Origin of the sequence: Sphingomonas sp. MM-1, from assembly GCF_000347675.2 — a bacterium.
Lineage (GTDB): Bacteria > Pseudomonadota > Alphaproteobacteria > Sphingomonadales > Sphingomonadaceae > Sphingomonas_E > Sphingomonas_E fennica.
Window position 1 is genome coordinate 1,407,974 of sequence record NC_020561.1, and the last position, 25,391, is coordinate 1,433,364.

A 25,391-nucleotide genomic window follows, 5' to 3' on the forward strand; every position below is an offset into this window, starting at 1 on the left:
CTATAGACAAGGCTGCTAGGGCCTGTCCAGCCCGTCTTCGACAATTTCTTGCCCCTCCGGATCGCTGGCCGGGCCGGGGGTGCGATAGGCCTCGCCGAGCCAGTTCAGGAGATCGCGATCGCGGCAGCCCTGGCTGCAGAAGGGGGCGTGCGCGGGGGTGGCGGGAGCGCCGCAGAGCGGGCAGGCGCCGCGCTTACGCCGGGAGGGGGCCGATGTGGACATGCCCGCTTGATATGGCGAACGAAGCCTCGCTTCGCAAGGCGAGCGGAAGGCCGCGGCGGCGCTCCAGCAGCGCCCACCAATCCGGGCGCGCCGCGATCGCGGCGATCACGGCGGGCGCGGCGGCGATCTGGACGGTGCCGGCACCGGCGGTGCGCTCCGCCCGGCGCAGGAGGGCGCGGGCCGCAGCAACGGCCGGTTCGCTGCGCAGCAATTCGGGCAGCGAGGCGCGGCTGCGGCGGCGGACGATCTGGAGGAAGCCGAAGCCGTTGACGGCGGTCCGCTCGAACGGCTGGGGAAGTTCGGCATCGACGGCGGCGGCGGCGGCCTGGCGATCCGCCTTGGCGCCGACGGTGGGCAGATCGATGCCGATCGAGCCGCTTATGCCCATCCGGCGGATGGCGCGGGCGGCGGCGCGGGCGCCGGCCACGGCCAGCTCGGCCGGCGGCAGCGGGCCATCCACGTCGAACAGGGCCATGGCCGGCGTGAGGGAGAGGCGGAGCGCGCCGCCGGGAAAGGCGATCTCGCCGGTCAGCGCCTCGTCGAGAAGCTCCGACCAGCCGGCCGCCTCCAGCCGATCCTCGCCATGGCTGGCGAGACGGACGACGGGGATACCGGTGGCGGCGATCCGCTGGAGGAGATCGGGGCCGTCCGTGGGCAGCGCATCCGGCGGCGCGGCCCGGGCGATGGCGCGCTTCGGCCGGCCGGGTTCGGGGATGGCGGCGCGAGTGATCTCCACCAGCAGGCGGGCGCCTTCGGTGACGCCGCGCGGCGGCGGCTCGATCAGCGCCTCGCCGCCCTCGCCTTCCAGCGTGACGACGGCGCGGCGGCCGGGAATGAGGACCTTGGTGAGCCGGGCCGGAATGACGGCGCCGGCGCGGGGGCCTGCATCGTCAGGCTCGATCGCGGCTTCGAGGATGCGGCCCTGATCCACCAGCGCGGCCCGCGCCTCGCCGATGCCGTCCTCATAGAGCCATTCAGCCAAGATCGCCTTCGCCGGGCATCACGCCGCCGGCTTCCAGCAGCGCGCGGGTTTCGAACAGGGGCAGGCCGACGACGCCCGAATGGCTGCCGGAAAGGAAGCGGACATAGGCTTCGGCGCGGCCCTGTATGGCATAGCCGCCGGCCTTGCCGTGCCATTCGCCGGACCGGAGATAGCGATCCACCTCCGCTTCCGTCAGCCGCTTGAAGGTGACGATAGAGACGGATTCGCGATGGCGGGCGCGGCCCTCGGCGTCGATCAGGCTGACGGCGGTGATGACGCGGTGGCGGCGGCCGGAGAGCAGTTCCAGGCAGCGGCGGGCCGTGGCCTCGTCCTCCGCCTTGGGCAGGATGCGGCGCCCGGCCGCGACCACCGTATCGGCGGCCAGCGTCACGCAGCCCGGATGCCGCGCGGCGACGGCGGTCGCCTTCTCGGCGGCCAGCCGGCGGGCATAGGGCAAGGGCAGTTCGCCGGCGCCCGCCGTCTCGTCCACCTCCGCCGGATCGACGGCGGCGGGCACGATACCGAGGCGGGCAAGCAGTTCCAGCCGGCGGGGGCTGGCCGAGGCGAGGATCAGGGACGGCATAGGCGGCCCCCGGCCGATCGCCCGAGACGGCCGATCACTTGAAGCGATAGGTGATCCGGCCCTTGGTCAGATCATAAGGCGTCAGTTCGACGAGCACTTCATCGCCCACCAGCACGCGGATGCGGTTCTTGCGCATCTTGCCGGCGGTGTGGCCGAGAATCTCATGGTCGTTCTCAAGCCGGACGCGGAACATGGCGTTGGGCAGCAGTTCCACTACTTGCCCGCGCATTTCGAGCAGTTCTTCCTTAGCCATCAGGCCCCTTGATGTTAGAGTCGCGTGGAGAAAAATCGCGCCGCCTTAGCGCCAAGCAGCCAAAAAGGGAAGGTCGACGATGCGGCCTTCGCGTTTTTCGGGCATCCGGCGGGGGCCCATTTCCAACGAAGTTGAGGAAGTTGAGGATATAGAACGCATCTTCAACTTCGTGCCCGATATGGTGATCCGGCGTGCCGGAACAAGGCGAATCCGCCCCGTCCGGGGACGAGGCGGATCATAACGCAACGCAACTATTGTAGGACAGGCCGGCCCCCTGCCCGCCGTCGCGGGATCGGGGGCCGGCGCATATCGGCCCGAACGACGGGCCGGAGCCACTTCAGGCGGCGAGCCGGCCGGCGCCATGGCCGCCGCCGCGATCTTCCGACCCGATCCTGAACTGGGATGCCTGTTCGGAAAGCGCATTCACCTCCGAATTCAGGTTGCGCGCGGCGGCCGAGGTCTCCTCCACCATCGCGGCATTCTGCTGGGTCGACTGATCCATCGTCGAGACCGCGACGCTGATCTGCGAGATGGCCGACGACTGGGCCTGGTTGTCGCTGGCCATGCCGTCGAGCAGGCCATGCACCTCGCCCACGCCCTCGGCGATGCTCGCCAGCGCATTGTCCACGCGCTGGACGGCCTCGACGGCGGTGCCGATGTCCGTCTGGGTGAGGGTGAGCTGATCGCGCGCCTTTTTGGCTTCCTCCTCGGCGCGCATGGCAAGCGCGCTGACGAGATCGGCGACCACCGCGAAGCCGCGGCCCGCCTCGCCGGCGCGGCCGGCTTCCACCGCCGCGTTCATGGCGAGGACGCGGGTCTGGAAGGCGATCTTGTCGACGCCCTCGATCACCTCGTCGATGCCCTTGGCGCTTTCGCGCACCCGGTCCATCGCCTGCACCGCCTCGTCCGCCACGTTGCGGCCGCCGCTGACGGTGGAGATCGCCTGATCGGCCCGCTGCACGGTGCGCGTCGCGGCCTTGGCGGTCGCCTTCAGGCGATCGTCGATCTGGGCGAGCGCGGCGGAGGTCTCCTCCAGGCTCGCCGCGTTCGCCTCGGTGCGGCGGGCGAGATCCTCGGATGCCTGGGCGATTTCCTGCGATCCGGTGCGGATCGCGCCGGCGCTCTGCATCACCGCGCCGATCATCCGGCGGAGACCCGTGACGGCTTCGTTGAAGTTGGCCTTCAGCACGGCATAGGCACCGGGGAAGTCGGTCCGGATCTCGGCCGTGAGATCGCCGTCGGTAAGGGCCGCGAGCCCATCCCCGATCGCGCTGGTGATGAGCTTCTGCTCCTCGGCGGCGCGGGCATCGGCGGCGGCGCGATCGGCGGCCGCCTGGCGGAACACGTCCGCCGCGCGGGCCATCGTGCCGATCTCGTCATGGCGGTCCGTCTGCGGCACGGCGAGATTCTCGCCCTTGGCGAGGCGATCGACCGCGGTGCTGAGTTCCGCCATCGGCCGGCCGATGATCGAACGCGCGGCATAAAAGAGCCCGGCGAGCGCGGCGCCGACGATCAGGATGCCGCCGACGATGAGCTGCCATGCCAGGCTGTTCGCCGGCGCGTTGATCGTGGCTTCGGGCACGTCGAGCACGACCGCCCAGGTGGTGTTGAGACCCTTGAACCGGACGGGCCGGATGGTGCGTTCCACCGCGACGCCGCCGATCTCGATATCGTCGAGCGTGATCGTCTCGCCGCTGGCGATCGCGGCCTTCACCTTGTCCAGCCCCGGATCGGCATAGGGCTTCATGCGCAGCGCCGCATCGGGATGCGCGACCCACATCGCCTGGTTGGAAAGCAGCATGACCTTGCCGGTGCCGAACGGCTTCAGCTTGCCGAGGCGCGCCGAAATGTCATCGAGGGCGAGATCGACGCCGGCCACGCCGACGACCTGGCCGTCCGCCTTTATGGGGATCGAAATCGACGTTATCGTCACGGGCTTGCCGTCGACTTCCTCGACATAGGGTTCGATCAGCGAGGGCAGGCCGCTGTCACGCGGCGTCTTGTAGTAATCGCGGCCATATTCGCTGCGGCCGTTCATCGGCTCGAGCACGACATTGCCCGCGCTGTTCTTGACCCAATAGGCCATGAACTCGCCGGTTTCCGAACCGGGGCGGCCGACATTGGCGGCATCCTGGCCATCGAAGCCATTGGGTTCGGCGACGACCCAGCTTCCGAGGATCAGCGGCGACGCATCGATATTGGGCTTGAGCGTCGCCATGGCGAGCCCGCGATCGCGGGCGCCGGCCTGGCGGAGCGTGGCGACCGTCGCCGTCATCGAACGGGCGGTGGCCTCGACGCGGCCAAGCTCGGCCTCGAGCGCGTTGGTTTCGGAATCCGCCTGCGCGGTGGTGGCATCGCGCGACAGCGTTTCGACCACCGAATTGGACTGGTAGATGATGAAGGAAAAACCGAGAACGAGCAGCAGCCCGATCGATAATCCGGCCACCGTCATCAATTTGCCGGCGATGGCCATCCGGCTGAACATTGCGTGCATAACGTTCACCTGCGTTCGGGCCACGATCGAGCGGTGACCTCTTTATCTGGGTCGGCCGGTCCATCGGGAATGCATGGGCGACCGGGCATGGCGCGGGTGGCGATCGCGGAGGATCGGCACCCTAGGTTCATTATATGAAGGGCACGCGCCGCGGCGGGTGATCCGGCAGCGAATATTACGCATTTTCAGCATGAGCCGATCGGGAATGGCGTCATGAAGGCCATATCGCGCATGTCCGGGGCCTCGACATGCGCGAACGCCCGCTTGCCGACCGGCGAGCGGGCGATTTCCATGCGCGGCGGGAAACGGCCGGCCCCCCGGCCGTGGGGCCGCCGCCGCCCCTCAGTTGCGGCCGATCGCGCTTTTCAGGAGCGACATCTGCTTGCGGTAGAGGTTGGTCATCGCCGTGAAATCGGCCTGCACCTGCCCCATCTTCAGCAGTTGATCCTCGATCGTGACGTTATTGCCGTCGGGCTTGGTCTCGGTCGTGTCGCGATCCAGCACGACATTGCTGCCCGCCTGCGGCGGCCGGGCGCCAAGCGCCGCCATGCCGCTGGTCAGGCTGATGCGGGGGCGGACCACGCGGGGAGCGCCGCGCGTGCCCTGCGCCGCCAGCAGTTCCGAAAAATCGGGCGCCTCCACCTCGCGCGCCTTGAAACGGGGGGTTTCGTTATTGGCGATATTTTCCGCGATGACGCGCTGGCGTTCGGCCAGATGCTTCATCGACTGGTGGATGCCGGTGAGGAGCGTGGGCGCGGTGGCCATGGCTGTTTCCTTGTTCCCCGCGATCAGGCGCCGCCGGTGAGGCGGGTGAGCGCGGCCTGATAATTGGCGAGCTGGCGCTGCTGGTAGGCCGAACCCTGGCCGTTGAGCGTGCCATCGACCTGAGCGGCCTTGGTGGAATCCCAATAAAGCGAGCGATAGGCCGTCTGCGTCATCGAGATGGCGGATTCGAGCTGCTTGGCGGCATAGGCCGCGTCCTTGGCGTTGAGCAGGTTGAGCGCCGCGCTGAGATTGAGGCCGAAGGTGCCGCCGGGCTTCACCTTCGGGTCCTTGTCGCTCGGCGGCTTGTTGGCGGCAAGGCGGGTCGATTCCATGCCGAGCTTGACGAGCGCGTCGCGGCCTTCGGCCCCCGCCACCAGCTCGACGGAGCGGCCCGCCTTGGCGGTGACGCGCAGCTTGGTGACGCCGTTGATCGTCGTCGCCATCACGCTCGCGGCATTGCCGGTGATCTTCGATATCTTGGCCGCGAGCGACTTCATCGTCTCGCCGGCCTCGATCACCACCTTCTTCACCCGGCCGCCATCGACGCTGACGCTGAATTCGTCGCCCGCGCGCAGCGTCGTCTGCGAAGTGAGCGTGGTCGCTTCGGCGGGGTTCACCGTGCCGCGCGTGAGGCCGAGCGCGCCCAGCGCCGTATCGCCGCCGGTGGCGGCGGAGACCAGCACCGGTTCGGTCTGCTGCGTGGCGCGGCCGAACTGGCGGGTCGTCTCGATCGCGCCGGTGGCGGCGTCGATGCGGCTGACGAAACCGTCGACCGCGCCGGTGCGCGTGCCGCCGAGATCGCCGGTGGTACGGCCGCCGACATAGAGCGCGCCGTTCATGTAAGCGACGCTATCGATCTGGTCGCTGCCGGCCGAGGCGATATAGGTGGTGCTGGCGCTGCCGAGCGCGGCATCGATGCGGGTGACGAAGCCGTCGCGGCCGCCCGCCATGCCGTTCACCTGCGTGCCCGCGATGGGCGCGATGGTGGCGCCGACCACGGCGATCTCGCCCGTATCCGAAACCGCGATCGCGCGCGCATCGGCAGTGCCGAGCGTGATCGACCCAAGCTCGGTCGAAAGCGCCTGCGGATCGACCTGGCGGAGCTTCGCGGTGCCGCCATCCTCCTTGGTCAGGATCAGGAGCTTGCCCGATCCGTCGACGGCCAGCGCCGTCACCGTATCGGCGCCGCCGCTGTCGATCGTCAGCCGTTCCTGCACCTTGCCGTTGGCATCCAGCCGCGCGACATAGGCATCGCCGCCGCCGGTGGAGGCCTTGCCGCCCACGAAGATCGACCCGTCGGGGCCGACCGTGACGGCGGTGGCGCTTTCATTGCCGACCTTGGCCACGGTGGTGGAGAATATCTCCGCCCCGTCAGCGCCGAAGCGGGCGACCAGCATGTCGCTGTCGCTGCCCTGCACCGTGCCGGCCACGACCAGATCGCCATTGGGCGCGATGCTGATCGCGGCGCCGCTCGATTCCCCGGCCAGCCCCAGCGTGCGCTGCCAGACGACCTTGCCTTCGCTGTCGAGCTTGGTGAGGAACAGATCCTTGTCGCCATCGGCGAGGTTGGCGCCGAGATCGCCCTCGGTGGTGCCGACGACATAGCTGTAGCCCTGCGCATCGGTGACGATCGCGCCCGCGCGCGTATCGGCCAGCACCTGCGCGGGCTTGGGCGCGTCGGCCCCGCTCGTCCCCGTCTTCTTCGCATTATTGGCGGAAAGCGCGGCCTGCGCCGTGCCTTCGCGATCGATGCCGGCGATCGATCCCGAAATCGAGCGGTCGAGATTGCCGGCGGGATCGTCGAAGGTCAGCACCTGGACGCTGGCCGGCGCGTCGAGCGCGGTCTGGCCGGTGACGACCATCAGCCGGTCGTCGCCGCCCACCTGATCGATCGCGATGCGTTCCGACCCGCTGACCTTGAGCGTGAGGCCCCATTTGCCGTCATGCTTCTCGACCGCGAAGCTGGAATGCCAGCGCGCCTTGGGGTCGCCATTCTCGTCGAGGACAATGTTGCCGGCCGTATCGCGCATCGGCACGGCGGCGATGGCGGCGTTGATCGCGGCGGCGACGGAATCGAGCGTCGGCGGCTGCGTGGTCTGCGAGAGATCGACCGTCACGCTGTCGCGGATCGATCCGCGCGACAGATCGATCTTCAGCACCTCGTTGCCGGTGAGGCCGGGGACCGCGGCGTCGCGCGCGGTGCCGACGCCCTTGGCGATCACCTGATAGGCGTCGGCGCTCGATTTGACGCCGACGCTCTCGGTCATGCTCGTCGGCCGGCTGAAGGAGAGGTTGACGAGATCGCTGGGCGCCTGGCCGAGATAGGCCTTGAGATCGGCCAGCCCCTTGGCGAACGTCGCCTCCAGCGACTTGCGTTCGCTGGACGAGGTGGTGAGCTTGGCCGCGCTGTCGGCCAGCACCTTGAGGTTCACCAGCGCCTTATAAGCGGTGAAGGAGGTCTGGATATCGGGCAGGTCGCCCAGGTCGGTGCCCGCGCCCTTGTCGATGATCGTGCGCATCGCCTTGATCGCGGCGATCTGTTCGGACGGCGACTTGGCATCGGTCTTCACCTCCCACGGCGCGGTGACGACCGGCGTGGTGAAGGCGGCCTTGGCCTTGATGACGGCGGCGCTGTCGAAGGTCGTGCCCGAACCGCTCTGGAAGCCGTTGGTGCCCGAAAGGAGGCTGAGACCGACCAGCCCGCTGGACAAATTTATCGTCAAAATTTCCTCCGCCGATCGGGCCCGTGCCGGGCTTCCTCCTATAAGATAGAGGGATCGAGGCCCGGACGGCCGCGAACGCGCCAAATTTTTGGGAGCATGGCATGAGCGTTATGGTGCCGGTCGCCGAGCCGGCGGAGCTGAAGAAATATTCCGGCGCGCAGCGCGCGGCGGTGGTGATGCTCGCGCTCGGCCAGGAACATGGCGCGCCGATCTGGGAACAGCTTTCGACCGACGAGATCAAGGAGCTTTCCGCCAGCATCGCCCAGCTCGGCCGCGTGCCTTCCGCCGTGGTCGAACATCTCCTCGTCCAATTCTCCTCCGAAGTCTCCAGCATGGCGACGTTCCACGGATCGTTCGAGACGACCGAGCGGCTGCTGGAAGGCATCCTTCCGCCCGAGCGCGTGAAGGAGATCATGGAGGACATACGCGGCCCATCCGGCCGGACGATGTGGGACAAGCTTTCCAACGTCAGCGAGACGGTGCTCGCCGGCTATCTGAAGAACGAATATCCGCAGACGGTGGCGGTGATCCTGCACAAGCTGAAATCGGACCATGCCGCGCGCGTGCTTTCGGAACTGCCCGAGGAGCTGGCGACCGACGTGGTGATGCGGATGCTGCGCATGGATACCGTGCAGAAGGACGTGATCCAGCAGGTCGAGCTAACGCTCAAGAGCGAGTTCATGAGCAATCTTTCCCGCGCCCAGCGCCGCGACCCGCACGAGACGATGGCCGAGATGTTCAACGCGCTCGACCGCCAGACCGAGGAAGCGATGCTCTCCGCGCTGGACGAGCGCGCGCCGGAATCGGCCGAGCGCATCCGCGCGCTGATGTTCACCTTCGAGGACCTCGCCAACCTGCTGCCCGCCGCGATCCAGACGATCGTGCGCAACTGCAACAAGCGCGAGCTGGCGCTGGCCCTCAAGGGCGCGCCGGAGGAGATGCGCCAGATGTTCTATGCCGGCATGACCGAGCGCGCCGCCAAGCTGATGCGCGACGACATGGCCGCCATGGGCCCCGTGCGCGCCCGCGAATGCGAGGAGGCGCAGGCCAACCTGGTGCGGCTGGCGAAATCGCTCGGCGATCGGGGCGAGATCATGCTCGTCGATCCCAAGAGCGACGATGCGATGATCTACTGATCCGGCATCGCCGGCAGGACATGATGAAAGGTCGACGATGGAGGCAGCCATCCACGTAAAGCCCTTCGGCTTCGATCGCGTCTTCCGCTTTCCGTCCGCCCCGGAAGAGGCGCCGCCGGCATCGGTGGACGAAGCCATCTTCCAGCAGCGGATCGCGAGCCTGGAGGCGGATATCGCCCGGTTGCGCGCCGAGCATATCGAGATCCTCGCCCGCGCGCGGAGCGACGCCTTCGCGGCGGGGCTCGCCCAGGCGCGGTCCGAACGCGACGCGGCGGTGCTGGCGGCGTGCGACGCGCTGCACGCGACGCTGGACGACATCGACGCCCGCATCGCCCAGGCGACCGAGGCGGTGATGAAGGACGCCGCCAAGCTGGCCTTCACCGCCGCCGAGGTGCTGGCGGGCCATGCCGTGGAGCAGGCCCCCGCCCGCGCGGCGGACGAGGCGCTGGGCCGCGTGCTGGAGCAAGTGAGCCGCGGCACCCGCATCGGCATCCGCGTCCACCCCGCCATAGCCGAGGATATGGAGCGGCTGATCGCGGTGCGGGTGAGCAAGGAACGGCGCAAGCTATCGCTGACGGTGATCGCCGACGAGGAGATGGCCGAGAGCGACGCGCTGATTTTCTGGGAGGAAGGCGGCCTGGCCGTCGACGCCGCCCACCGCCGCGCCGCCATATTGGCGGAGCTTGGCCCGCTGCTGGGCGAAACCAAGGATAATTGAAGAAAAAGACGCGAAGAGAATCTGCACCGGCAAGAGTTGCCTAGTCGATATCCTCCTATAATGGAGGTGCAAGGGCAGCGGCCTTTGTGATCGAAACACGAGGCCAGCCTTGGACGGAATGCGGAATTTGATCGCGCAGTTGGGCACCCGCCGCCTGCTCATCATGGGCGGCGTTGCCCTGGCGCTGCTGCTGGGCATCGGCGCGCTCGCCCTGAGAGGCTCTTCTTCGGAAATGGGCTATCTCTACACCGATCTCGAACCTTCGGCCGCCCAATCGATCACCGAGAAGCTGAAGGCCCAGGGCGTGACCTTCCAGCTTTCGCCGGACGGCACGTCGATCCTGGCGCCGGTGGACAAGCTGGCCGAGCTGCGCATGGCGATGGCCGGCGAGCGGCTGGGCGGCAAGATCGGCTATGAGGTGCTGGACGCCGAGGAACCGTTCGGCGTCTCCTCCTCCCGCGCCAAGATGAACGAGACCCGCGCGATCGAGGGCGAGCTTGCCCGGTCGATCGAGAGCCTGGAGCGGGTGAGCAAGGCGCGCGTCCATATCGTGATGCCGGAGCGCGCGATGTTTGCCGCCGAGCCGCGCAAGGCGACCGCCGCCGTCACCGTCAAGACCAGCGGCAAGCTGACCGGCGAGGCCGTGCAGTCGATCCGCTACCTGGTTTCCTCCTCCGTTCCCGAACTTGCCCCCGAAAGCGTTTCAATCGTCGATCAGTCGGGCGCGCTGCTGGCCCGCGCGGGCGAAGGCGGCGGCGCCGGTTCCTCGGAGATCGAGGAGCGGCAGGCCGCCGTCGAGGCCCGGCTGCGTTCGCAGATCGAGGCGATGGTCGAGCCGATCGTCGGCACCGGCAAGGTGCGCGCCGAGGTTTCCGCCCAGCTCGACCGCGACCAGATGCGCGAGGAAGCCGAGATGTTCGATCCCGACAAGCAGGTGATCGCGCATCAGGTGACGGTGGAATCGGGCGAGCAGAATGACGAGAGCGCGGCCGGCGCCGAAGGCGTGACGGTTGCCACCCAGCTTCCCGAGAATGAAGGCCCGATCAACGGCAACGGCCAGGATACCCGCCGGTCCGCGCGCAACGAATCGTCGGAAGACATCACCTTCCAGAACAGTCGCACCCAGACGGTGAGCGTGCGCAGCCCCGGCAAGATCAACCGGCTGACCGTGGCCGTGATGGTCGACGGCGGGCCGAAGGGCCTTTCGCAGCAGCAGATCCAGCGGCTGACGCGCCTCGTGGAGAATACCGTGGGCTTCGATGCCGAGCGCGGCGACAGCGTGGTCGTGGAAAGCATGGCCTTCGTGGCGCCCGAGGAGCCCGGCCTGGCCGATGGCGCCCTGCCCTTCGGCATCACCACGGACAATCTGTTCAGCCTGCTGAAGGTGCTGGTGCTGGCGGGCGTGGTGCTGATCGGCATCCGCATGCTGCGCCCCAGGCTGATGCCCACGGCCGCCAACGATGCCGAGCCCGTCCTGCTGACCGGCCAGCAGCCCGAGATGCTGGACCTCGCCACCCGCGCCGCCGACGGCGACGAGGAGGCGATGCGCCTGCTGGAGGAGCTGCGCCAGGGTGAGGAGGTGCCGATGCTCGATCAGGAGATCGCGCTCGCCCAGGTCGACGGCCGCATCAAGCTATCCGCGCTGCGGCGCATCGGCGACGCGATCGCCGCCAATCCGGCCGAATCCGCTTCGGTGATCCGCCAATGGATGAACGCATGAAGGACGACGAGATGACCAACGACCCCGAAGCCCGTCTGCTGGCGCCGACCCATTTCGGCCCGGAAACCGGCGAGACGGCGGCCGACGACCAGGCGGAAGGGTGGAATTACCGGGCCGCATCCGCCGCGCCGCCCTCCGCCGACGACCTGCAGGCCGTGTTCGACGTGCCGGTGAAGGTGCAGGCGGTGCTGGGCCGGTCGCGCATGGACATTGGCGAGCTTCTGAAGCTGAAGCCGGGCGCGGTGGTGGAGCTGGATCGCCGCGTCGGCGAGCCGGTGGACATCTTCGTCAACAACCGCCTGATCGCCCGTGGCGAGGTGGTGCTGATCGACAGCGCGCTGGGCGTGACGCTTACCGAAATCATCCGGCAGGATCGTTGATGCCACCCGATGGCGCCCACCTGCTGCTGGTCGGCGATCCGGCCAGCGCGTCCGAGATCGCGGCCGTGATGGCGCGCGCGAACCCGGATGCCCTGGCCGTGTGCGAAGCCACCGGCGAGGCGATCGAGCGGCTGGGCCGGACCCGCGGCGACATGGTGATGATCGACGTGCCGGTGGACGTGCGCGACATCGTCGCCCGCCTGCGCGGCGAGGCCGGTGCCGCGACGCCGGTGCCCGCGCGGATGATCGACGCCCTCGTCGGCCGCACCGTGGCCGAGGTGGAGCGCGCCCTGATCCTGCGCACCCTGGCCCATTGCCGCGGCAACCGCACATCGGCGGCCACCATCCTCGGCATTTCGGTGCGGACGATGCGCAACAAGCTGAGAACCTTCATCGAGGACGGCATTCCCGTCTCGCCGGCGGCCTGATCCCGGCCGCCCGCCCTCGGAGCCCCCCATGCCCATCCAGCTCGAACAGTTCCTGAACCGGCTCGGCCCCGGCCGCGACCTCGCGCTTGCCGGCGGCATCATCGCGATCATCGCGATGCTGATCCTGCCGATGCCGGGATGGATGCTCGATTTCGGCCTGGCGCTTTCGATCACCGCCTCCGTCCTTATCATGATGACGGCGCTGTTCATCGAAAAGCCGCTCCAGCTTTCCAGCTTCCCGACGATCCTGCTGATCGTCACCATGCTGCGGCTGGGCCTGAACCTGGCCTCCACCCGCCTGATCCTGGGCCACGGCCATGAAGGCCACCAGGCGGCCGGCGGCGTGATCGCGGCGTTCGGCGAATTCCTGATGGGCGGCGAGACGGTGATCGGCCTCACCATCTTCATCATCCTGATCGTCATCAACTTCGTCGTCATCACCAAGGGCGCGGGCCGCATCGCCGAGGTGGCGGCGCGGTTCAGCCTGGATGCGATGCCCGGCAAGCAGATGGCGATCGACGCCGATCTTTCCGCCGGCATGATAACCGAGGCGCAGGCGCGCGAGCGCCGGGCCGAGATCGAGGCGGAGAGCGGCTTCTACGGCGCGATGGACGGCGCCTCCAAATTCGTGAAGGGCGATGCGGTCGCCGCCCTCCTCATCACCGGCATCAACATCGTCGTCGGCCTGATCGTGGGCGTGGTGATCCACGGCGTGCCGTTCGGCGATGCCTTCCGCACCTATACGATCCTGACAGTGGGCGACGGGCTGGTGAGCCAGATCCCCGCGCTGATCGTCTCCACCGCCGCCGGCCTGCTCGTTTCCAAGGGTGGCGTCGCCGGCAAGACCGGCGCGGCGCTGGGCGACCAGCTCGGCCGCTATCCCAAGGCGTTCGGCATGGTGGCCGCGCTGATGGCGGTGCTGGGGCTGGTGCCGGGCATGCCCTTCATCCCCTTTGCCGGCCTTGCCGCCCTGTGCGGCTGGTTCGCCTGGAAGATGACGCGACGGAACGAGGCGGAGGCCGCCCGCACCGCGATGGCCGAGGCGATGGCGCGCGAGCAGGAAAGCGCGCAGGCCGAGGAGCCGATCGCCCGCACGCTGGCGATCGACGCGGTGCGGATCGAGCTGGGCTACGCCCTCCTCCCGCTCATCAACGACAGCCAGGCCGAGCCCCGGCTGGACGATCAGGTCCGCGCGCTCCGCCGGCAGATGGCGATCGATTACGGCTTCGTGCTGCCGTCCGTCCGCATCCTCGACAATATGGCGCTGCAGCCCAACGAATATGTCGTCTACGTCAAGGAAACGGAGGCGGCGCGCGGCGAGCTGCGGCTGGACAAGCTGCTCGTCATCAACCCCGCCGGCGGATCGGCGGGCGTGCCGGGCGAGGAAACGCGCGAGCCGGTATTCAACCTGCCGGCCCTGTGGATCGACCGGTCGCTGCGCGACGAGGCCGGCTTCCGCGGGCTGACCGTGGTTTCCAGCGGCACGATCATCACCACCCACCTGACCGAGATCGTCAAGGACAACATCGCAGACCTGCTATCCTACACCGAGGCGCAGAAGCTGCTGACCGAGGTGCACAAGGAATCGGAGAAGCTGGTTTCGGATATCGTGCCGGCCAAGATCTCCGTCTCCGGCGTGCAGCGCGTGCTGCAGAACCTGCTGGCCGAAGGCGTTTCGATCCGCGACATACCGACCATCCTGGAAGGCATCGCCGAAGCCACCGCCTACACCCAGAACCTCACCCAGATCACCGAGCATGCGCGCGGACGGCTGGCCCGCCAGATATCGGCGGCGCAGACCCGCGAGGGTACCATCCCGATCGTGACGCTGGCGCCGCGCTGGGACCAGGAGTTCGCGGAGAGCATCGTCGGCCAGGGGGACGAGCGCCACCTCGCCATGGCGCCTTCCAGCCTGCAGGGCTTCATCGCCTCCGTGCGGGAAACCTATGACCGGCTGGCCTCGGAGGGCGAGATACCCTGCCTGCTGACCAGCCCGACGATCCGCCCCTTCGTGCGATCGATCATCGAACGGGTGCGCCCGGCGACCGTGGTGCTTTCGCAGAACGAGATCCACGCCCGCGCCCGCATCCGCGCGATCGGCACCATCGGATGAGCCGGATCGGCGCAGGGCGCGACCCGACCGCGCCTTTCCATCCTATAATGGAATGTGAGGTGCGAAACGCACCGACAGGAAGGGCCGAATGACCATATCGATGATTGCCCCGGCCGTTGCCGCATCCACCCGCCCGCAAGGGGGATCGGCCGGCGCCAGCGCGGCGGCGGCGGGCTTCGGCGCGCTGATCGGGGCCGGCTCCAATGCGACGGCGGAAGGCGGCGCGGCGCCGGTGATGGCCGGAAACCAGGCCGATCTTCCCGCCCAGCCCGATACGCAGGCCAGCCAGATCGCCCAGACGGCGGCCCCTTCCCTGCCCTTGCCTTCCGAACGGCCGGCTCCGGCCGACGATCCGGCGCCGGCCGGAGAGGCCGTTGCCGAAGGCGAGGAACAGAGCCTGCTGCCGGATGCCGCCGGCCCGATCCCGCCCGCACCGCGCGAGGCATCGGTGAAGACCGCGCCGCAGCCCGAGGTCGCACCGGCGACCCTGGCTTCGACCCGGTCGGGCAAGCCGGCGGCGCCGGCCGTCCCGGCCAAGGACGTCGCCGAGATGCCCGTCGTCGCGGCGGACGCCGGCAACATGGATATCGCGGCAGACGATCCTGGCGCCGACGATGACGGTGCCGACAAGGACGGAGCGCCGGTCGACATCGCCGGGGATGATAGCGCAACCCGGCCCGCCGCCCAGCCAATCGAGCCGCAGCGCCCGGCAACGGCGCTTGCGGCGGCGCCCGCCCCGGCACCGGTCACGGCGGACGCCCCGATCGCGCCGGACAATCCCCTCGCCACGGCGGATGCCGAAGCAGCCGGCGTCTCCATCGAGGCGCGTCCCGCCGCCAGGCCGGCCGGTGAGACCGCGACGGCCGCCAACGCCACCACCGGGCAGGCCGCGCCGGACGGCCCCGATGGTCTGCCTTCCCCGCTGTTCAGCCAGGCGCTGCCCGGCATCGCGCCTCGCGCGGTGGCCCATCCCTATGGCGCCGCCGCGCCGCATGCCCCCGCGCAGGCCGTCGTCACGGCCGAGGCCGGGCGGATCGGGCGCGAGATGGGCGTGGAGATCGCGCGTGGCATCTCCGCCGGCCGCAGCGAGGTGCTGATCCGGCTCGATCCGGCCGAGATGGGGCGGATCGACGTGCGCCTTTCCTTCGAGCGCGACGGCAGCCTGCGCGCGGTGATGGCCGCCGACAGCCCGATGGCGCTGGACATGCTGCGCCGGGAATCGAGCGATTTGAGCCGCGCGCTCGCCGATGCCGGCGTGCGGGCGGACGCCCAGTCCTTCCGCTTCGACAGCCGCGGCGGCGATGCCGGCACGGCCTGGCAGCGCGGGCAGCAAGCTTTCGACGGCCGCGAGGCCCAGGGCGGTCCGGCCCTGGGCAGCGGCCCGACCGACGATCAACCCGCTTATCGTTCGCTGCGCGCCAGCGGCCGAGTGGACGTAAGGGCCTGAAGGGAACGACCGAGATGACGACCGTTTCGAATACCGACGCATCGACCATGAGCAACACGGCGAACCAGCAGGCCAAGAGCCAGATCGGCGCCGATTTCAACATGTTCCTGAAGCTGCTGACCGCGCAGATGCAGAATCAGGACCCGCTCGATCCCATGGACACGTCGGAATATACCCAGCAGCTCGTGCAATATTCGCAGGTCGAGCAATCGATCCAGCAGACCGACAAGCTGCAGCAGATCATCGGCAAGCTCGCCTCGCAGGACATGGCGCAGGCATCGAGCTTCATCGGCCGCGAGGCGCGGTTCGATTCGCCCGTGGCCGGCCTGGGCGAGGCGCCCGCGACCTGGACCTATTATGCCGATGGCCAGCCGGCCTCGATCGTCGCCACCGTCAAGGACGCGAAGGGCAAGGTCGTCAGCGAGAAGACGATCGAGGCGGACGCGCAGGGCCGCTACCAGTGGGACGGCACGCTGGCCGACGGCACTCGCGCCGCCGACGGCGCCTATACGCTGTCGATCGCCGCGCTCGACGCCAGCGGCAACAAGGTGCCCGTGACCATCAATTCGGTCGCCACCGTCAAGGATGTCGTGACCGACGGCACCAACGTGATGCTGGGCGTGAACGGCATCCGCATGTCGGTGAACGGGCTGGTGGCGATCTCCAACCCGGCCTGATCTCCCGGGCAGCCGCGAAAAGAAACCCCGCGCCGACCGGTCGGCGCGGGGTTTTCTTTGCATCCTGCCCCGTCCGCGATCGAACGGAGGCTCGATCGATCAGGCGACGCGGGCGGTGTGCGGCACGGGCGCGTAGAGCCGCATCGTGGAGGAAATGCCCTGATGAGCCGGCGCCGCGCGGATATTGCGCTGGGCGCCCGGGGCGACGGGAAGGCCGTCCCCGGCATCGGCCAGGTTGAAATCAGTGAGCGTGCAGCCGGCAATGCGCGCGGGCAGCGCAAGGGTTATCAGGCAATCTTCGATCGAAGGATCCTGGCGCGGGCCGAGGGTTTCTTCGACATCCTCGATCGTCAGGCCGCCCACGCTCATGCACCGCTCCGCGGCGGCATCCCAGAGCGCACAGGCGTCCTCGACCGATAGCTGGAGGGTGAGCCGGTAGTTCATTTCGGAATTTCCGGTGCCGGCATTATGGGCCGATCCTCCGGAAGCGACGCTGACGTTCATCAGAAAGAACCTCGTTCGATAATGTTCCGACTTCTGGTCTCGTCCTCCCCACTAGACGACGGCACGGCCTGGTACCGCGCACATGAGGCCAGCCTCTCTTCGATGGACCGGTTAATACCAACTAAGGGAATTCCCTTATCTGCCCGGCGACTCCTCGTCCTAGGGGGATTGGTGGTTAATGCCGCCGGAAATGTTCCGGATGCGGTCCATCGCCCGAAAATCCTGCGGAATCGGGCACCGTCGCGCCTTCCCCGACATGCAAGAAGGCCGGAACGGCGAACCGCCCCGGCCTTCCGCATGATGTTCCACCCCGTGGGTGAGGGCTGGGGTGGAACTGATCATGTCCCTTAACGGAACAGCGACAGGATCGTCTGCGGCGCCTGATTGGCGATGCTGAGAGCCTGGACGCCCAGCTGCTGCTGGACCTGCAGGGCCTGCAGCTTCGCCGATTCCTTGGCGAGGTCCGCGTCGACCAGGTTGCCGATGCCGCTCGTCACCACGTCGGTGAGCTTGCTGTTGAACGAGAGCTGGCCCTCGATCTTGCGCGAAGACGCACCCAGCGTGCTCAGGCTGTCCTGAACTTCACCGAAGAAGGCATCGAGCTTGTCGATCACGCCGGTGGTGGCGGTGCTGAACGCGGCGGCGGTGATGTTCGTCGGATCGCTGGTATCGATGCCGGCGAAATCGGTGTCGTCGGTCAGATCGCCGAGGGCGGTCGTCGCCTTCGTCGTATAGCCCTGGTTGTCGACGGTGAGCGCCGAGGCACCCGAAGCAATCGACTGGAGCGCCGAAACGCCCTGCGCGGTCGCCGAGCCATCACCCTTCAGGATGTTGGTGCCGTTGAAGTCCGAACCGTCGATGATCGTGGAGACCTGCTGCTTGAGAGCCAGCAGATCCTTGGTGATCGCGACGCGGCTGTCGTCGTCCAGGCCAGCATCCGAGGCTTCTAGAGCCTTGGACTTCATCTGGTTGAGCAGGTCGGAGATCTGCTCGGCACCGGCGATGGCGGTGTCGGTGACGCTCTTGGCGTTGTTGAGCGAGGAGGTGACCGCGCTCAGCTTGCCGAGATCGCCGCGCAGCGTCTGCGCCACGGTATATTTGGCGGAATCGTCCTTCGTCGACGCCACGTTGAGACCGGTGGTGATCCGGCTCTGCGTGGTCTCCAGGCTGCGGTTGGTCGACGTCAGCGACTGAAGCGCGGCCATCGCACCGACATTGGTGTTAACGGAAAGTGCCATGATATCGTCCTTCTTGGATAGGAGGCCGCCTTCTGCGACCTGGACCGGAAGCGCCGATCCGCGACGACCCGATACCCATCGGCCCGCCTTTCATTCTGGGAAGGATTCCGGGGCCACCCAAATCCGCGCCCGACTTTTTTATGCTTAACGACTTGGACGCGGGCACAAGAAAAGGCCGGGATGGCGAACCACCCCGGCCTTTCCCTTTCGACACCCCCGCCCTCCCCCGGAAGAGGAGGACGGAGCCGATCGTCCCTTGCCGATTAACGGAACAGCGACAGGATCGTCTGCGGCGCCTGGTTGGCGATGCTGAGAGCCTGGACGCCCAGCTGCTGCTGGACCTGCAGGGCCTGCAGCTTCGCCGATTCCTTGGCGAGGTCCGCGTCGACCAGATTGCCGATGCCGCTCGTCACCACATCGGTCAGCTTGCTGTTGAACGAGAGCTGGCCCTCGATCTTGCGCGAAGCCGCGCCCAGCGTGCTCAGGCTGTCCTGGACGGAATCGAAGAAGGTATCCAGCTTGCCCGACAGGGTCGTCGCCGCGGCGTCGTCCGCCAGGGCGATGTCCGCGCCGGCCGCGCCGAGATTGTCGGTCGACAGGGTCGTGTAACCCTGGTTCGCGACGGTGAGCGCCGAAGCACCCGAAGCGATCGACTGCAGCGCGCTGACGGTGCCGTCGACGGCCGGAGCCGTAGCGCCGTCCTTCAGGATGTTGGTGCCGTTGAAGTCCGAACCGTCGATGATCGTGTTGATCTGGGCCTTGAGGGCGGTCAGATCCTTGGCGATCGCATCGCGGCTGTCCTGATCGAGGCCCGCGTCCGAAGCTTCGAGCGACTTGGACTTCATCTGGTTGAGCAGATCGGAAACCTGCTCGGCACCGGCGATGGCGGTGTCGGTGACGCTCTTGGCGTTGTTGAGCGAGGAGGTGACCGCGCTCAGCTTGCCGAGATCGCCGCGCAGCGTCTGCGCCACGGTATACTTGGCGGAATCGTCCTTCGTCGACGCCACGTTGAGACCGGTGGTGATCCGGCTCTGCGTGGTTTCCAGGCTGCGGTTGGTCGACGTCAGCGACTGAAGCGCGGCCATCGCACCGACATTGGTGTTAACGGAAAGTGCCATGATATCGTCCTTCTTGGATAGGAGGCCGCCTTCTGCGACCTGGACCGGAAGCGCCGATCCGCGACGACCCGATACCCATCGGCCCGCCTTTCATTCTGGGAAGGATTCCGGGGCCACCCAAATCGATGCCCCACTTTATTTATGCTTAACGAACGCGATGCGCGGACCGGCACGCGCGCAAGGAAAAGGCCGGGACGGTCGAACCATCCCGGCCTTCCTTTGGCCACCGCCCCGTGGGTAAGGCCGGAGCGGAGCCGTCGCCCGAATTAACGGAACAGCGACAGGATCGTCTGCGGCGCCTGGTTGGCGATGCTGAGAGCCTGGACGCCCAGCTGCTGCTGGACCTGCAGGGCCTGCAGCTTCGCCGATTCCTTGGCGAGATCCGCATCGACCAGGTTGCCGATGCCGCTCGTCACCACGTCGGTCAGCTTGCTGTTGAACGAGAGCTGGCCTTCGATCTTGCGCGAAGCCGCGCCCAGCGTGCTCAGGCTGTCCTGGACCTTGCTGAAGAAGGTATCCAGCGCCGCGCCGAAATCGGTGGCCTTCTGGGCACCGGTGTCGCCGCCGCCGCCTGAGCTGTCGCTCAGGTCGATGTCCTTGCCGCCGGTCTTCACCCAGGTCAGGGTGCCGGTGTTGGTGGCATCGCCCAAAGCGGTTTCAGACAGGCTGGTATAGCCCTGGTTCGAAACGGTGAGGGCCGACGAACCCGAAGCGATCGACTGGAGCGCCGAAACGATCTGGTCGTTGGTGGCATCGGCCGGATCGTTCTTCAGGATGTTGGTGCCGTTGAAGTCCGAACCGTCGATGATCGTGTTGACCTGCTCCTTGAGCGCAGTCAGGTCCTTGGCGATCGCATCGCGGCTGTCCTGATCGAGGCCCGCGTCCGAAGCCTCGAGGGCCTTCGCCTTCATCTGGTTGAGCAGATCGGAAACCTGCTCGGCACCGGCGATGGCGGTGTCGGTGACGCTCTTGGCGTTGTTGAGCGAGGAGGTGACCGCGCTCAGCTTGCCGAGATCGCCGCGCAGCGTCTGCGCCACGGTATACTTGGCGGAATCGTCCTTCGTCGACGCCACGTTGAGACCGGTGGTGATCCGGCTCTGCGTGGTTTCCAGGCTGCGGTTGGTCGACGTCAGCGACTGAAGCGCGGCCATCGCACCGACATTGGTGTTAACGGAAAGTGCCATGATATCGTCCTTCTTGGATAGGAGGCCGCCTTCTGCGACCTGGACCGGAAGCGCCGATCCGCGACGACCCGATACCCATCGGCCCGCCTTTCATTCTGGGAAGGATTCCGGGGCCACCCAAATCGATGCCCCACTTTATTTATGCTTAACGAACGCGATGCGCGGACCGGCACGCGCGCAAGGAAAAGGCCGGGACGGTCGAACCATCCCGGCCTTCCTTTGGCCACCGCCCCGTGGGTAAGGCCGGAGCGGAGCCGTCGCCCGAATTAACGGAACAGCGACAGGATCGTCTGCGGCGCCTGGTTGGCGATGCTGAGGGCCTGGACGCCCAGCTGCTGCTGGACCTGCAGGGCCTGCAGCTTCGCCGATTCCTTGGCGAGATCCGCATCGACCAGGTTGCCGATGCCGCTCGTCACCACGTCGGTCAGCTTGCTGTTGAACGAGAGCTGGCCTTCGATCTTGCGCGAAGCCGCGCCCAGCGTGCTCAGGCTGTCCTGGACCTTGCTGAAGAAGGTATCCAGCGCCGCGCCGAAATCGGTGGCCTTCTGGGCACCGGTGTCGCCGCCGCCGCCTGAGCTGTCGCTCAGGTCGATGTCCTTGCCGCCGGTCTTCACCCAGGTCAGGGTGCCGGTGTTGGTGGCATCGCCCAAAGCGGTTTCAGACAGGCTGGTATAGCCCTGGTTCGAAACGGTGAGGGCCGACGAACCCGAAGCGATCGACTGGAGCGCCGAAACGATCTGGTCGTTGGTGGCATCGGCCGGATCGTTCTTCAGGATGTTGGTGCCGTTGAAGTCCGAACCGTCGATGATCGTGTTGACCTGCTCCTTGAGCGCAGTCAGGTCCTTGGCGATCGCATCGCGGCTGTCCTGATCGAGGCCCGCGTCCGAAGCCTCGAGGGCCTTCGCCTTCATCTGGTTGAGCAGATCGGAAACCTGCTCGGCACCGGCGATGGCGGTGTCGGTGACGCTCTTGGCGTTGTTGAGCGAGGAGGTGACCGCGCTCAGCTTGCCGAGATCGCCGCGCAGCGTCTGCGCCACGGTGAACTTCGCCGAGTCATCCTTCGTCGACGCCACGTTCAGACCCGTGGTGATGCGGCTCTGCGTGGTCTCCAGGCTGCGATTGGTCGCCGTCAGCGACTGGAGCGCGGCCATCGCACCGACATTGGTGTTAACGGAAAGTGCCATAATGTTGTCGTCCTTCTTGGATAGGAGGCCGCCTTCTGCGACCTGGACCGGAAGCGCCGGCCCACGACGGCCCGATACCCATCGGCCCGCCTTTCATTCTGGGAAGAACGGTCGGCTCGCCAAAGCGAGGCGGATGATTTTTCATGTTTAACAAATAATTAACCGCAATTTCCAGGCTATCCGACAGGGCAGCCGCAGCAGCGGGGATCAAGAAGGGCAGATCGGTCACCGATTCGGCGCCGCACGGCCATGAATCCCGCCCACCCGCACCCTTGTTTCGTCATTGCGAAAAGATGACGCACGAGAAAATATGCCGCCGTGCAAAATAATTATCCGCCCCAAACGCTTGATCGTCCAATAATGGCTTTTGCGCATAGGGTGCACATGCTAACGCATATCGGCTTATCCGCTGTCCTTCGGCATGTAGCGATGGCGCAAGACGGCACATTCGGGACCAAGGGGAAGGTTCACGCATTCATCCGGGCGCGGGGGAAGCAGCAGGCGATATGCACAACCGCAAGGGAATATCCTATTATTTCCTGATAATAGTGATGGTGGCCATGATGGCGTGGCCCGCCATCGTAAATGGCCAGCCCTTTTTCTTCCCCGACACCACCACTTATGTGCGATCGGCCGACTTCCCGATCCATCTGGCCTCGGGCGGGCGCATCTCGACCGTCTGGACGCGATCGGAGGACGCGGCGGCGCATCGATCGCCCACGGCCAGGCCGGCGAGCCCCACCGCCGACCAGGATGCGGCCGCCCCCAAGCGCGGCAACGATCTTTCCAGCGGCTTCATCATGGGCGGGCGATCGCCTTATTTCGGGTTCGGCCTCTACCTCACTTATGTGCTCAGCAATTTCTGGCTGTTCGTGGCGATCGGATCGATCCTGTCGCTATGGCTCGTCCGGTTGGCGCTGCGGGCGATCGGCATCGAGGACGACCGGACCTTCCTGCTGACCGCCGCCCTGCTCGCGCTGCTGACGCCGCTCCCCTTCTACACATCCTATCTGCTGGCCGACATCTTCGCCGGGCTCGGCATGCTGGCGCTGGCGGTGCTCGCCGCCTCGCGCGGGCCGATGGGCCGGAGGGACCGGCTCGTCCTGGCGGGGCTGGTGATCCTGTGCACCATGTCGCATCCCACGCATGTCCTGATCATATTGGCGATGACGGTCACAGCGGCGATCATGGCTGCGTTCAGGCTGCTGCCCCGCGCCAATGCCCGCTTCGCGCTGGGCACCGGCGCGGTCGCCGTGGCGCTGGCCGTGGCGGGCACGATGCTGACCAATTTCGCGATCGAAAGGACATTCGGCCATCCGCCGCACATGGCGCCGCTGCTGACCGCCCGCTTCATCGGCGACGGGCCGGGCGCGCGCTATATCAGGGAATATTGCCCCGGCGCGGACTTCACGGTCTGCCGGTTCGCCGACCGGATCGCACCGACTTCCGGCGCCTTCCTCTGGTCCACGGACAAGCGGGACGGCGTCTTCCTCTTCGCCACCGATGCGGAGCGCAAGGCACTGTCTGCCGAGGATATTCCCTTCGCGCTGGCGGTATTGAAGACCTATCCGATCGAACAGGCCGGCATGATCGTGAAGAACTCGCTCCTCCAGGCGGCGATGTTCGACGATCGCTGGCTGAACTATAGCTGCAAGGCGGAGGCGCGGTGCTGGCGCACGGTGCCCGAGCCGATCCGCCAGCGCATGGCGGCATCCCCGGCGGGCCAGGGCCTGTGGCCGACCGGGGCGCTCAGCATCATCCATTACGGCACAGTGGGCATCGCCCTGCTGACGATGGCGGCGGCGGGCATAGCGGCGCTGCGGCGGCGGCGCGACGAGCGCGATCCGTTGACCGCCGGCGAACGCGCCGTCTGGGCATGGATCGCGCTGATCGCCGTGGGGCTTGCCGTCAACGCCTTCCTGGGCGGCGCGCTTTCCGATCCGCAGAGCCGTTATCAGGGCCGCGTGATCTGGCTGGTGCCGTTTACGGCGTGGATGCTGGTGATGGCGCGGCGGCAGTCGCGCTCCGCCCCGGCGTTCCAGGCGGTGCCGGCCGCGCCGCTGGCCGAGGCGTCACCGGTCGCCTGATCGCCTCAGGCGGCCTCGTGCATCGCCTGCTTCAGCACCTCGAAGATCCTGGGATCGGCGCATTGCGCGACGTTGATGCGCATATGCTGGCCCGCCGTCTGCGAAAGGCTGAAGACGTTGCCCGGCGCCAGCACCACGCCCTGCCCCAGCGCGGTGCGGGCGAGATCGGCGGCATCGACGCCATCGGGCAGGCGGCACCATAGGAACATGCCGGCACGCGGCTCGATCCAGGGCCGGATGCCGATCGCGGCGAGCCGCGCCGCCGTCCGCTGCCGGGCGCGATGCAGGCGTTCGCGAAGCGCGGTGACATGGCGGCGATAGCTGCCATCCTGAAGCGCGCGCGACACCAGCTCGGTCGAGAGGCGGGGCGCGCTGAAGGCGGTGGCGATCCGGAGGTCGAGCAGCCGTTCCAGCCAGTCGCGCCGGATGGCGACATAGCCGCACCGCACGCTGGCCGAGAGCGTCTTGGAGAAGCTGCCGATCTGGATGACGCGGTCCAGGCCATCGAGCGCGGCGAGGCGGGGGGCGGGCTCATCCTCGAAATCGGCGAAGATATCGTCCTCGACGATGACGAGGTCATGCTGCTCCGCCAGCCGGAGCAGGCGATGCGCCACCGCCGGCGCCAGCGTCGCGCCGGTGGGATTGTGGACGCCGGAATTGGTGACGTAGAGGCGCGGGCGATGCTGGGCCAGCGCCTCGGCAAAGGCATCCATGTCCGGCCCCGAGGGCGTGAAGGGGATGCCGACGATCCGCGCGCGATGGGCGCGCAGCAGCGCGTGGAAGTTGAAATAGCAGGGATCGTCGACCAGCACGACGTCGCCGGGCTCGATCAGCATGCGGCAGAGCAGGTCGATCGCCTGCGTGCCGGATTCGGTGAGCATGATCTGGTCCGGGGCCGCCTCCACCCCGCGTTCGGCGAGCCGCCGCGACAATAATTGCCGGAGCGCCGGCAGGCCGAGCGGCGTGCCGTAATCGACCAGCGCCCCTTCATCCGCCCTGGCCAACGCCCGCATCGCGCGGCGCAATATGTCCTCCGGCAGCCAGGAGGGCGGCAGCCAGCCGCAGCCCGGCTTGAGCGCGTCCTCCCCCGCCTCGAGCGACTGGCGCGACACCCAGAAGGGATCGACCGCGCGATCGAGCCGGGGGCCGACATCGGCCACCGATAGCGGCGGCAGATGCCCGGCCACATAGAAGCCCGACCCGCGCCGCGAATGGATGACGCCTTCGGCGGCCAGGCGATCATAGACCTCCACCACCGTCGACTTGGAAACCTGCGCCGAGGCGGCGAGCGCACGGATCGAGGGCAGCTTCGCCCCCGGCAGCAAGGCCCGCGAGGCGATGCGCTGGCGCATGGCCCCGGCCAGCCGTTCGGTAAGCGAGCCCTGGGGCGCGGCAAGCGACACATCCATCCTTATTGCTCCGTGAACCGGTACAG

At 67.6% G+C, this 25,391-nt stretch carries 22 protein-coding genes; 9 read left to right on the forward strand and 13 right to left on the reverse strand.

Translation table 11 applies throughout. From position 1 onward, the window contains the following. Positions 1-15: 15 nt before the first annotated feature. From G432_RS22470 to G432_RS06930, 7 genes are all read right to left on the reverse strand, one after another. Positions 16-222: a DNA gyrase inhibitor YacG gene (locus G432_RS22470; RefSeq protein WP_015458107.1), complete on the reverse strand. Its 207-nt coding sequence runs from the start codon at positions 220-222 to the stop codon at positions 16-18. Further along, positions 194-1,204, reverse strand: coding sequence for a hypothetical protein (locus G432_RS06905; RefSeq protein ID WP_015458108.1), 1,011 nt, complete (start codon positions 1,202-1,204; stop codon positions 194-196). Before G432_RS06905 ends, G432_RS22470 begins: the two co-directional genes overlap by 29 nt. Continuing rightward, positions 1,197-1,787, reverse strand: coding sequence for a Maf family protein (locus tag G432_RS06910; RefSeq protein WP_015458109.1), 591 nt, complete (start codon positions 1,785-1,787; stop codon positions 1,197-1,199). Before G432_RS06910 ends, G432_RS06905 begins: the two co-directional genes overlap by 8 nt. Before the next feature lie 34 nt (positions 1,788-1,821). Further along, a complete protein-coding gene (gene infA, locus G432_RS06915; RefSeq protein ID WP_003049127.1) occupies positions 1,822-2,040 on the reverse strand; it encodes a translation initiation factor IF-1 in 219 nt (72 codons plus the stop codon). Between the two features lie 337 nt (positions 2,041-2,377). Then, positions 2,378-4,534: a methyl-accepting chemotaxis protein gene (locus tag G432_RS06920; protein ID WP_015458110.1), complete on the reverse strand. Its 2,157-nt coding sequence runs from the start codon at positions 4,532-4,534 to the stop codon at positions 2,378-2,380. 342 nt (positions 4,535-4,876) lie between these two features. Next, entirely contained in the window at positions 4,877-5,299 is a 423-nt protein-coding gene (locus G432_RS06925) for a flagellar biosynthesis protein FlgB (protein WP_015458111.1), read from the reverse strand. Positions 5,300-5,322: 23 nt separating this feature from the next. Then, the gene (locus tag G432_RS06930; RefSeq protein WP_041864831.1) at positions 5,323-8,022 is read right to left on the reverse strand and encodes a delta-60 repeat domain-containing protein; all 2,700 of its coding nucleotides are present in this window, start codon (positions 8,020-8,022) and stop codon (positions 5,323-5,325) included. 101 nt (positions 8,023-8,123) lie between these two features. On the opposite strand from G432_RS06930, the gene fliG reads away from it, so the two are divergent. From fliG to G432_RS06970, 8 genes are all read left to right on the forward strand, one after another. Further along, positions 8,124-9,158, forward strand: a complete 1,035-nt coding sequence (gene fliG, locus G432_RS06935) for a flagellar motor switch protein FliG (protein WP_015458113.1) — start codon at positions 8,124-8,126, stop codon at positions 9,156-9,158. A 37-nt stretch (positions 9,159-9,195) separates the two neighbouring features. Continuing rightward, entirely contained in the window at positions 9,196-9,876 is a 681-nt protein-coding gene (locus tag G432_RS06940; RefSeq protein WP_015458114.1) for a FliH/SctL family protein, read from the forward strand. A gap of 118 nt (positions 9,877-9,994) precedes the next feature. Beyond that, a complete protein-coding gene (gene fliF / locus G432_RS06945; RefSeq protein WP_187294038.1) occupies positions 9,995-11,596 on the forward strand; it encodes a flagellar basal-body MS-ring/collar protein FliF in 1,602 nt (533 codons plus the stop codon). Then, positions 11,593-11,976, forward strand: coding sequence for a flagellar motor switch protein FliN (fliN, locus tag G432_RS06950; protein ID WP_015458116.1), 384 nt, complete (start codon positions 11,593-11,595; stop codon positions 11,974-11,976). Before fliF ends, fliN begins: the two co-directional genes overlap by 4 nt. Then, the gene (locus G432_RS24330; protein ID WP_015458117.1) at positions 11,976-12,404 is read left to right on the forward strand and encodes a helix-turn-helix domain-containing protein; all 429 of its coding nucleotides are present in this window, start codon (positions 11,976-11,978) and stop codon (positions 12,402-12,404) included. The genes fliN and G432_RS24330 overlap by 1 nt, the downstream gene beginning before the upstream one ends. Positions 12,405-12,432: 28 nt before the next feature. Further along, on the forward strand, positions 12,433-14,517 hold the full coding sequence (gene flhA / locus G432_RS06960; protein ID WP_015458118.1) for a flagellar biosynthesis protein FlhA: 2,085 nt from the start codon (positions 12,433-12,435) through the stop codon (positions 14,515-14,517). Between the two features lie 88 nt (positions 14,518-14,605). After that, on the forward strand, positions 14,606-15,964 hold the full coding sequence (locus tag G432_RS23185; RefSeq protein ID WP_015458119.1) for a flagellar hook-length control protein FliK: 1,359 nt from the start codon (positions 14,606-14,608) through the stop codon (positions 15,962-15,964). A 14-nt stretch (positions 15,965-15,978) separates the two neighbouring features. Continuing rightward, complete coding sequence (locus tag G432_RS06970; RefSeq protein ID WP_015458120.1) at positions 15,979-16,641, forward strand: flagellar hook assembly protein FlgD; 663 nt, start codon at positions 15,979-15,981, stop codon at positions 16,639-16,641. 99 nt (positions 16,642-16,740) lie between these two features. On the opposite strand, the gene G432_RS06975 is transcribed toward G432_RS06970, so the two are convergent. The 5 genes from G432_RS06975 to G432_RS06995 all read right to left on the reverse strand — a co-directional run bounded on the left by G432_RS06975 (position 16,741) and on the right by G432_RS06995 (position 21,869). Next, positions 16,741-17,145 (reverse strand): hypothetical protein, encoded by a 405-nt coding sequence (locus G432_RS06975; protein ID WP_015458121.1) that lies wholly within the window; start codon positions 17,143-17,145, stop codon positions 16,741-16,743. Between the two features lie 347 nt (positions 17,146-17,492). Continuing rightward, positions 17,493-18,383, reverse strand: coding sequence for a flagellin (locus G432_RS06980; RefSeq protein WP_015458122.1), 891 nt, complete (start codon positions 18,381-18,383; stop codon positions 17,493-17,495). 263 nt (positions 18,384-18,646) lie between these two features. Then, the gene (locus tag G432_RS06985) at positions 18,647-19,501 is read right to left on the reverse strand and encodes a flagellin (protein WP_015458123.1); all 855 of its coding nucleotides are present in this window, start codon (positions 19,499-19,501) and stop codon (positions 18,647-18,649) included. 266 nt (positions 19,502-19,767) lie between these two features. After that, entirely contained in the window at positions 19,768-20,685 is a 918-nt protein-coding gene (locus G432_RS06990) for a flagellin (RefSeq protein WP_015458124.1), read from the reverse strand. A gap of 266 nt (positions 20,686-20,951) precedes the next feature. Beyond that, complete coding sequence (locus tag G432_RS06995; protein ID WP_015458125.1) at positions 20,952-21,869, reverse strand: flagellin; 918 nt, start codon at positions 21,867-21,869, stop codon at positions 20,952-20,954. 506 nt (positions 21,870-22,375) lie between these two features. Between G432_RS06995 and G432_RS07000 the strand changes: the two genes are divergently transcribed. Next, a complete protein-coding gene (locus G432_RS07000) occupies positions 22,376-23,956 on the forward strand; it encodes a hypothetical protein (RefSeq protein ID WP_015458126.1) in 1,581 nt (526 codons plus the stop codon). Positions 23,957-23,961: 5 nt separating this feature from the next. Here the strand turns inward: G432_RS07000 and G432_RS07005 are convergent, their stop codons facing one another. Then, positions 23,962-25,365 carry an aminotransferase-like domain-containing protein gene (locus tag G432_RS07005; RefSeq protein WP_015458127.1) on the reverse strand — a complete coding sequence of 468 codons (1,404 nt, stop codon included), beginning with the start codon at positions 25,363-25,365 and terminating at the stop codon, positions 23,962-23,964. Positions 25,366-25,391 lie beyond the last annotated feature (26 nt).

What these genes read in the sequence shown, in the direction of transcription:
- G432_RS06980 (WP_015458122.1), bottom strand. Translation starts at nt 18,383, where the DNA reads ATGGCACTTTCCGTTAACACCAATGTCGGTGCGATGGCCGCGCTTCAG.
- G432_RS07000 (WP_015458126.1), top strand. Translation starts at nt 22,376, where the DNA reads ATGCACAACCGCAAGGGAATATCCTATTATTTCCTGATAATAGTGATG.
- infA (WP_003049127.1), bottom strand. Translation starts at nt 2,040, where the DNA reads ATGGCTAAGGAAGAACTGCTCGAAATGCGCGGGCAAGTAGTGGAACTG.
- G432_RS06925 (WP_015458111.1), bottom strand. Translation starts at nt 5,299, where the DNA reads ATGGCCACCGCGCCCACGCTCCTCACCGGCATCCACCAGTCGATGAAG.
- G432_RS06975 (WP_015458121.1), bottom strand. Translation starts at nt 17,145, where the DNA reads ATGAACGTCAGCGTCGCTTCCGGAGGATCGGCCCATAATGCCGGCACC.
- G432_RS06970 (WP_015458120.1), top strand. Translation starts at nt 15,979, where the DNA reads ATGACGACCGTTTCGAATACCGACGCATCGACCATGAGCAACACGGCG.
- G432_RS24330 (WP_015458117.1), top strand. Translation starts at nt 11,976, where the DNA reads ATGCCACCCGATGGCGCCCACCTGCTGCTGGTCGGCGATCCGGCCAGC.
- G432_RS23185 (WP_015458119.1), top strand. Translation starts at nt 14,606, where the DNA reads ATGACCATATCGATGATTGCCCCGGCCGTTGCCGCATCCACCCGCCCG.
- G432_RS06990 (WP_015458124.1), bottom strand. Translation starts at nt 20,685, where the DNA reads ATGGCACTTTCCGTTAACACCAATGTCGGTGCGATGGCCGCGCTTCAG.
- fliF (WP_187294038.1), top strand. Translation starts at nt 9,995, where the DNA reads ATGCGGAATTTGATCGCGCAGTTGGGCACCCGCCGCCTGCTCATCATG.
- fliN (WP_015458116.1), top strand. Translation starts at nt 11,593, where the DNA reads ATGAAGGACGACGAGATGACCAACGACCCCGAAGCCCGTCTGCTGGCG.
- G432_RS06910 (WP_015458109.1), bottom strand. Translation starts at nt 1,787, where the DNA reads ATGCCGTCCCTGATCCTCGCCTCGGCCAGCCCCCGCCGGCTGGAACTG.
- fliG (WP_015458113.1), top strand. Translation starts at nt 8,124, where the DNA reads ATGAGCGTTATGGTGCCGGTCGCCGAGCCGGCGGAGCTGAAGAAATAT.
- G432_RS07005 (WP_015458127.1), bottom strand. Translation starts at nt 25,365, where the DNA reads ATGGATGTGTCGCTTGCCGCGCCCCAGGGCTCGCTTACCGAACGGCTG.
- G432_RS06995 (WP_015458125.1), bottom strand. Translation starts at nt 21,869, where the DNA reads ATGGCACTTTCCGTTAACACCAATGTCGGTGCGATGGCCGCGCTCCAG.
- G432_RS06940 (WP_015458114.1), top strand. Translation starts at nt 9,196, where the DNA reads ATGGAGGCAGCCATCCACGTAAAGCCCTTCGGCTTCGATCGCGTCTTC.
- G432_RS22470 (WP_015458107.1), bottom strand. Translation starts at nt 222, where the DNA reads ATGTCCACATCGGCCCCCTCCCGGCGTAAGCGCGGCGCCTGCCCGCTC.
- flhA (WP_015458118.1), top strand. Translation starts at nt 12,433, where the DNA reads ATGCCCATCCAGCTCGAACAGTTCCTGAACCGGCTCGGCCCCGGCCGC.
- G432_RS06920 (WP_015458110.1), bottom strand. Translation starts at nt 4,534, where the DNA reads ATGCACGCAATGTTCAGCCGGATGGCCATCGCCGGCAAATTGATGACG.
- G432_RS06985 (WP_015458123.1), bottom strand. Translation starts at nt 19,501, where the DNA reads ATGGCACTTTCCGTTAACACCAATGTCGGTGCGATGGCCGCGCTTCAG.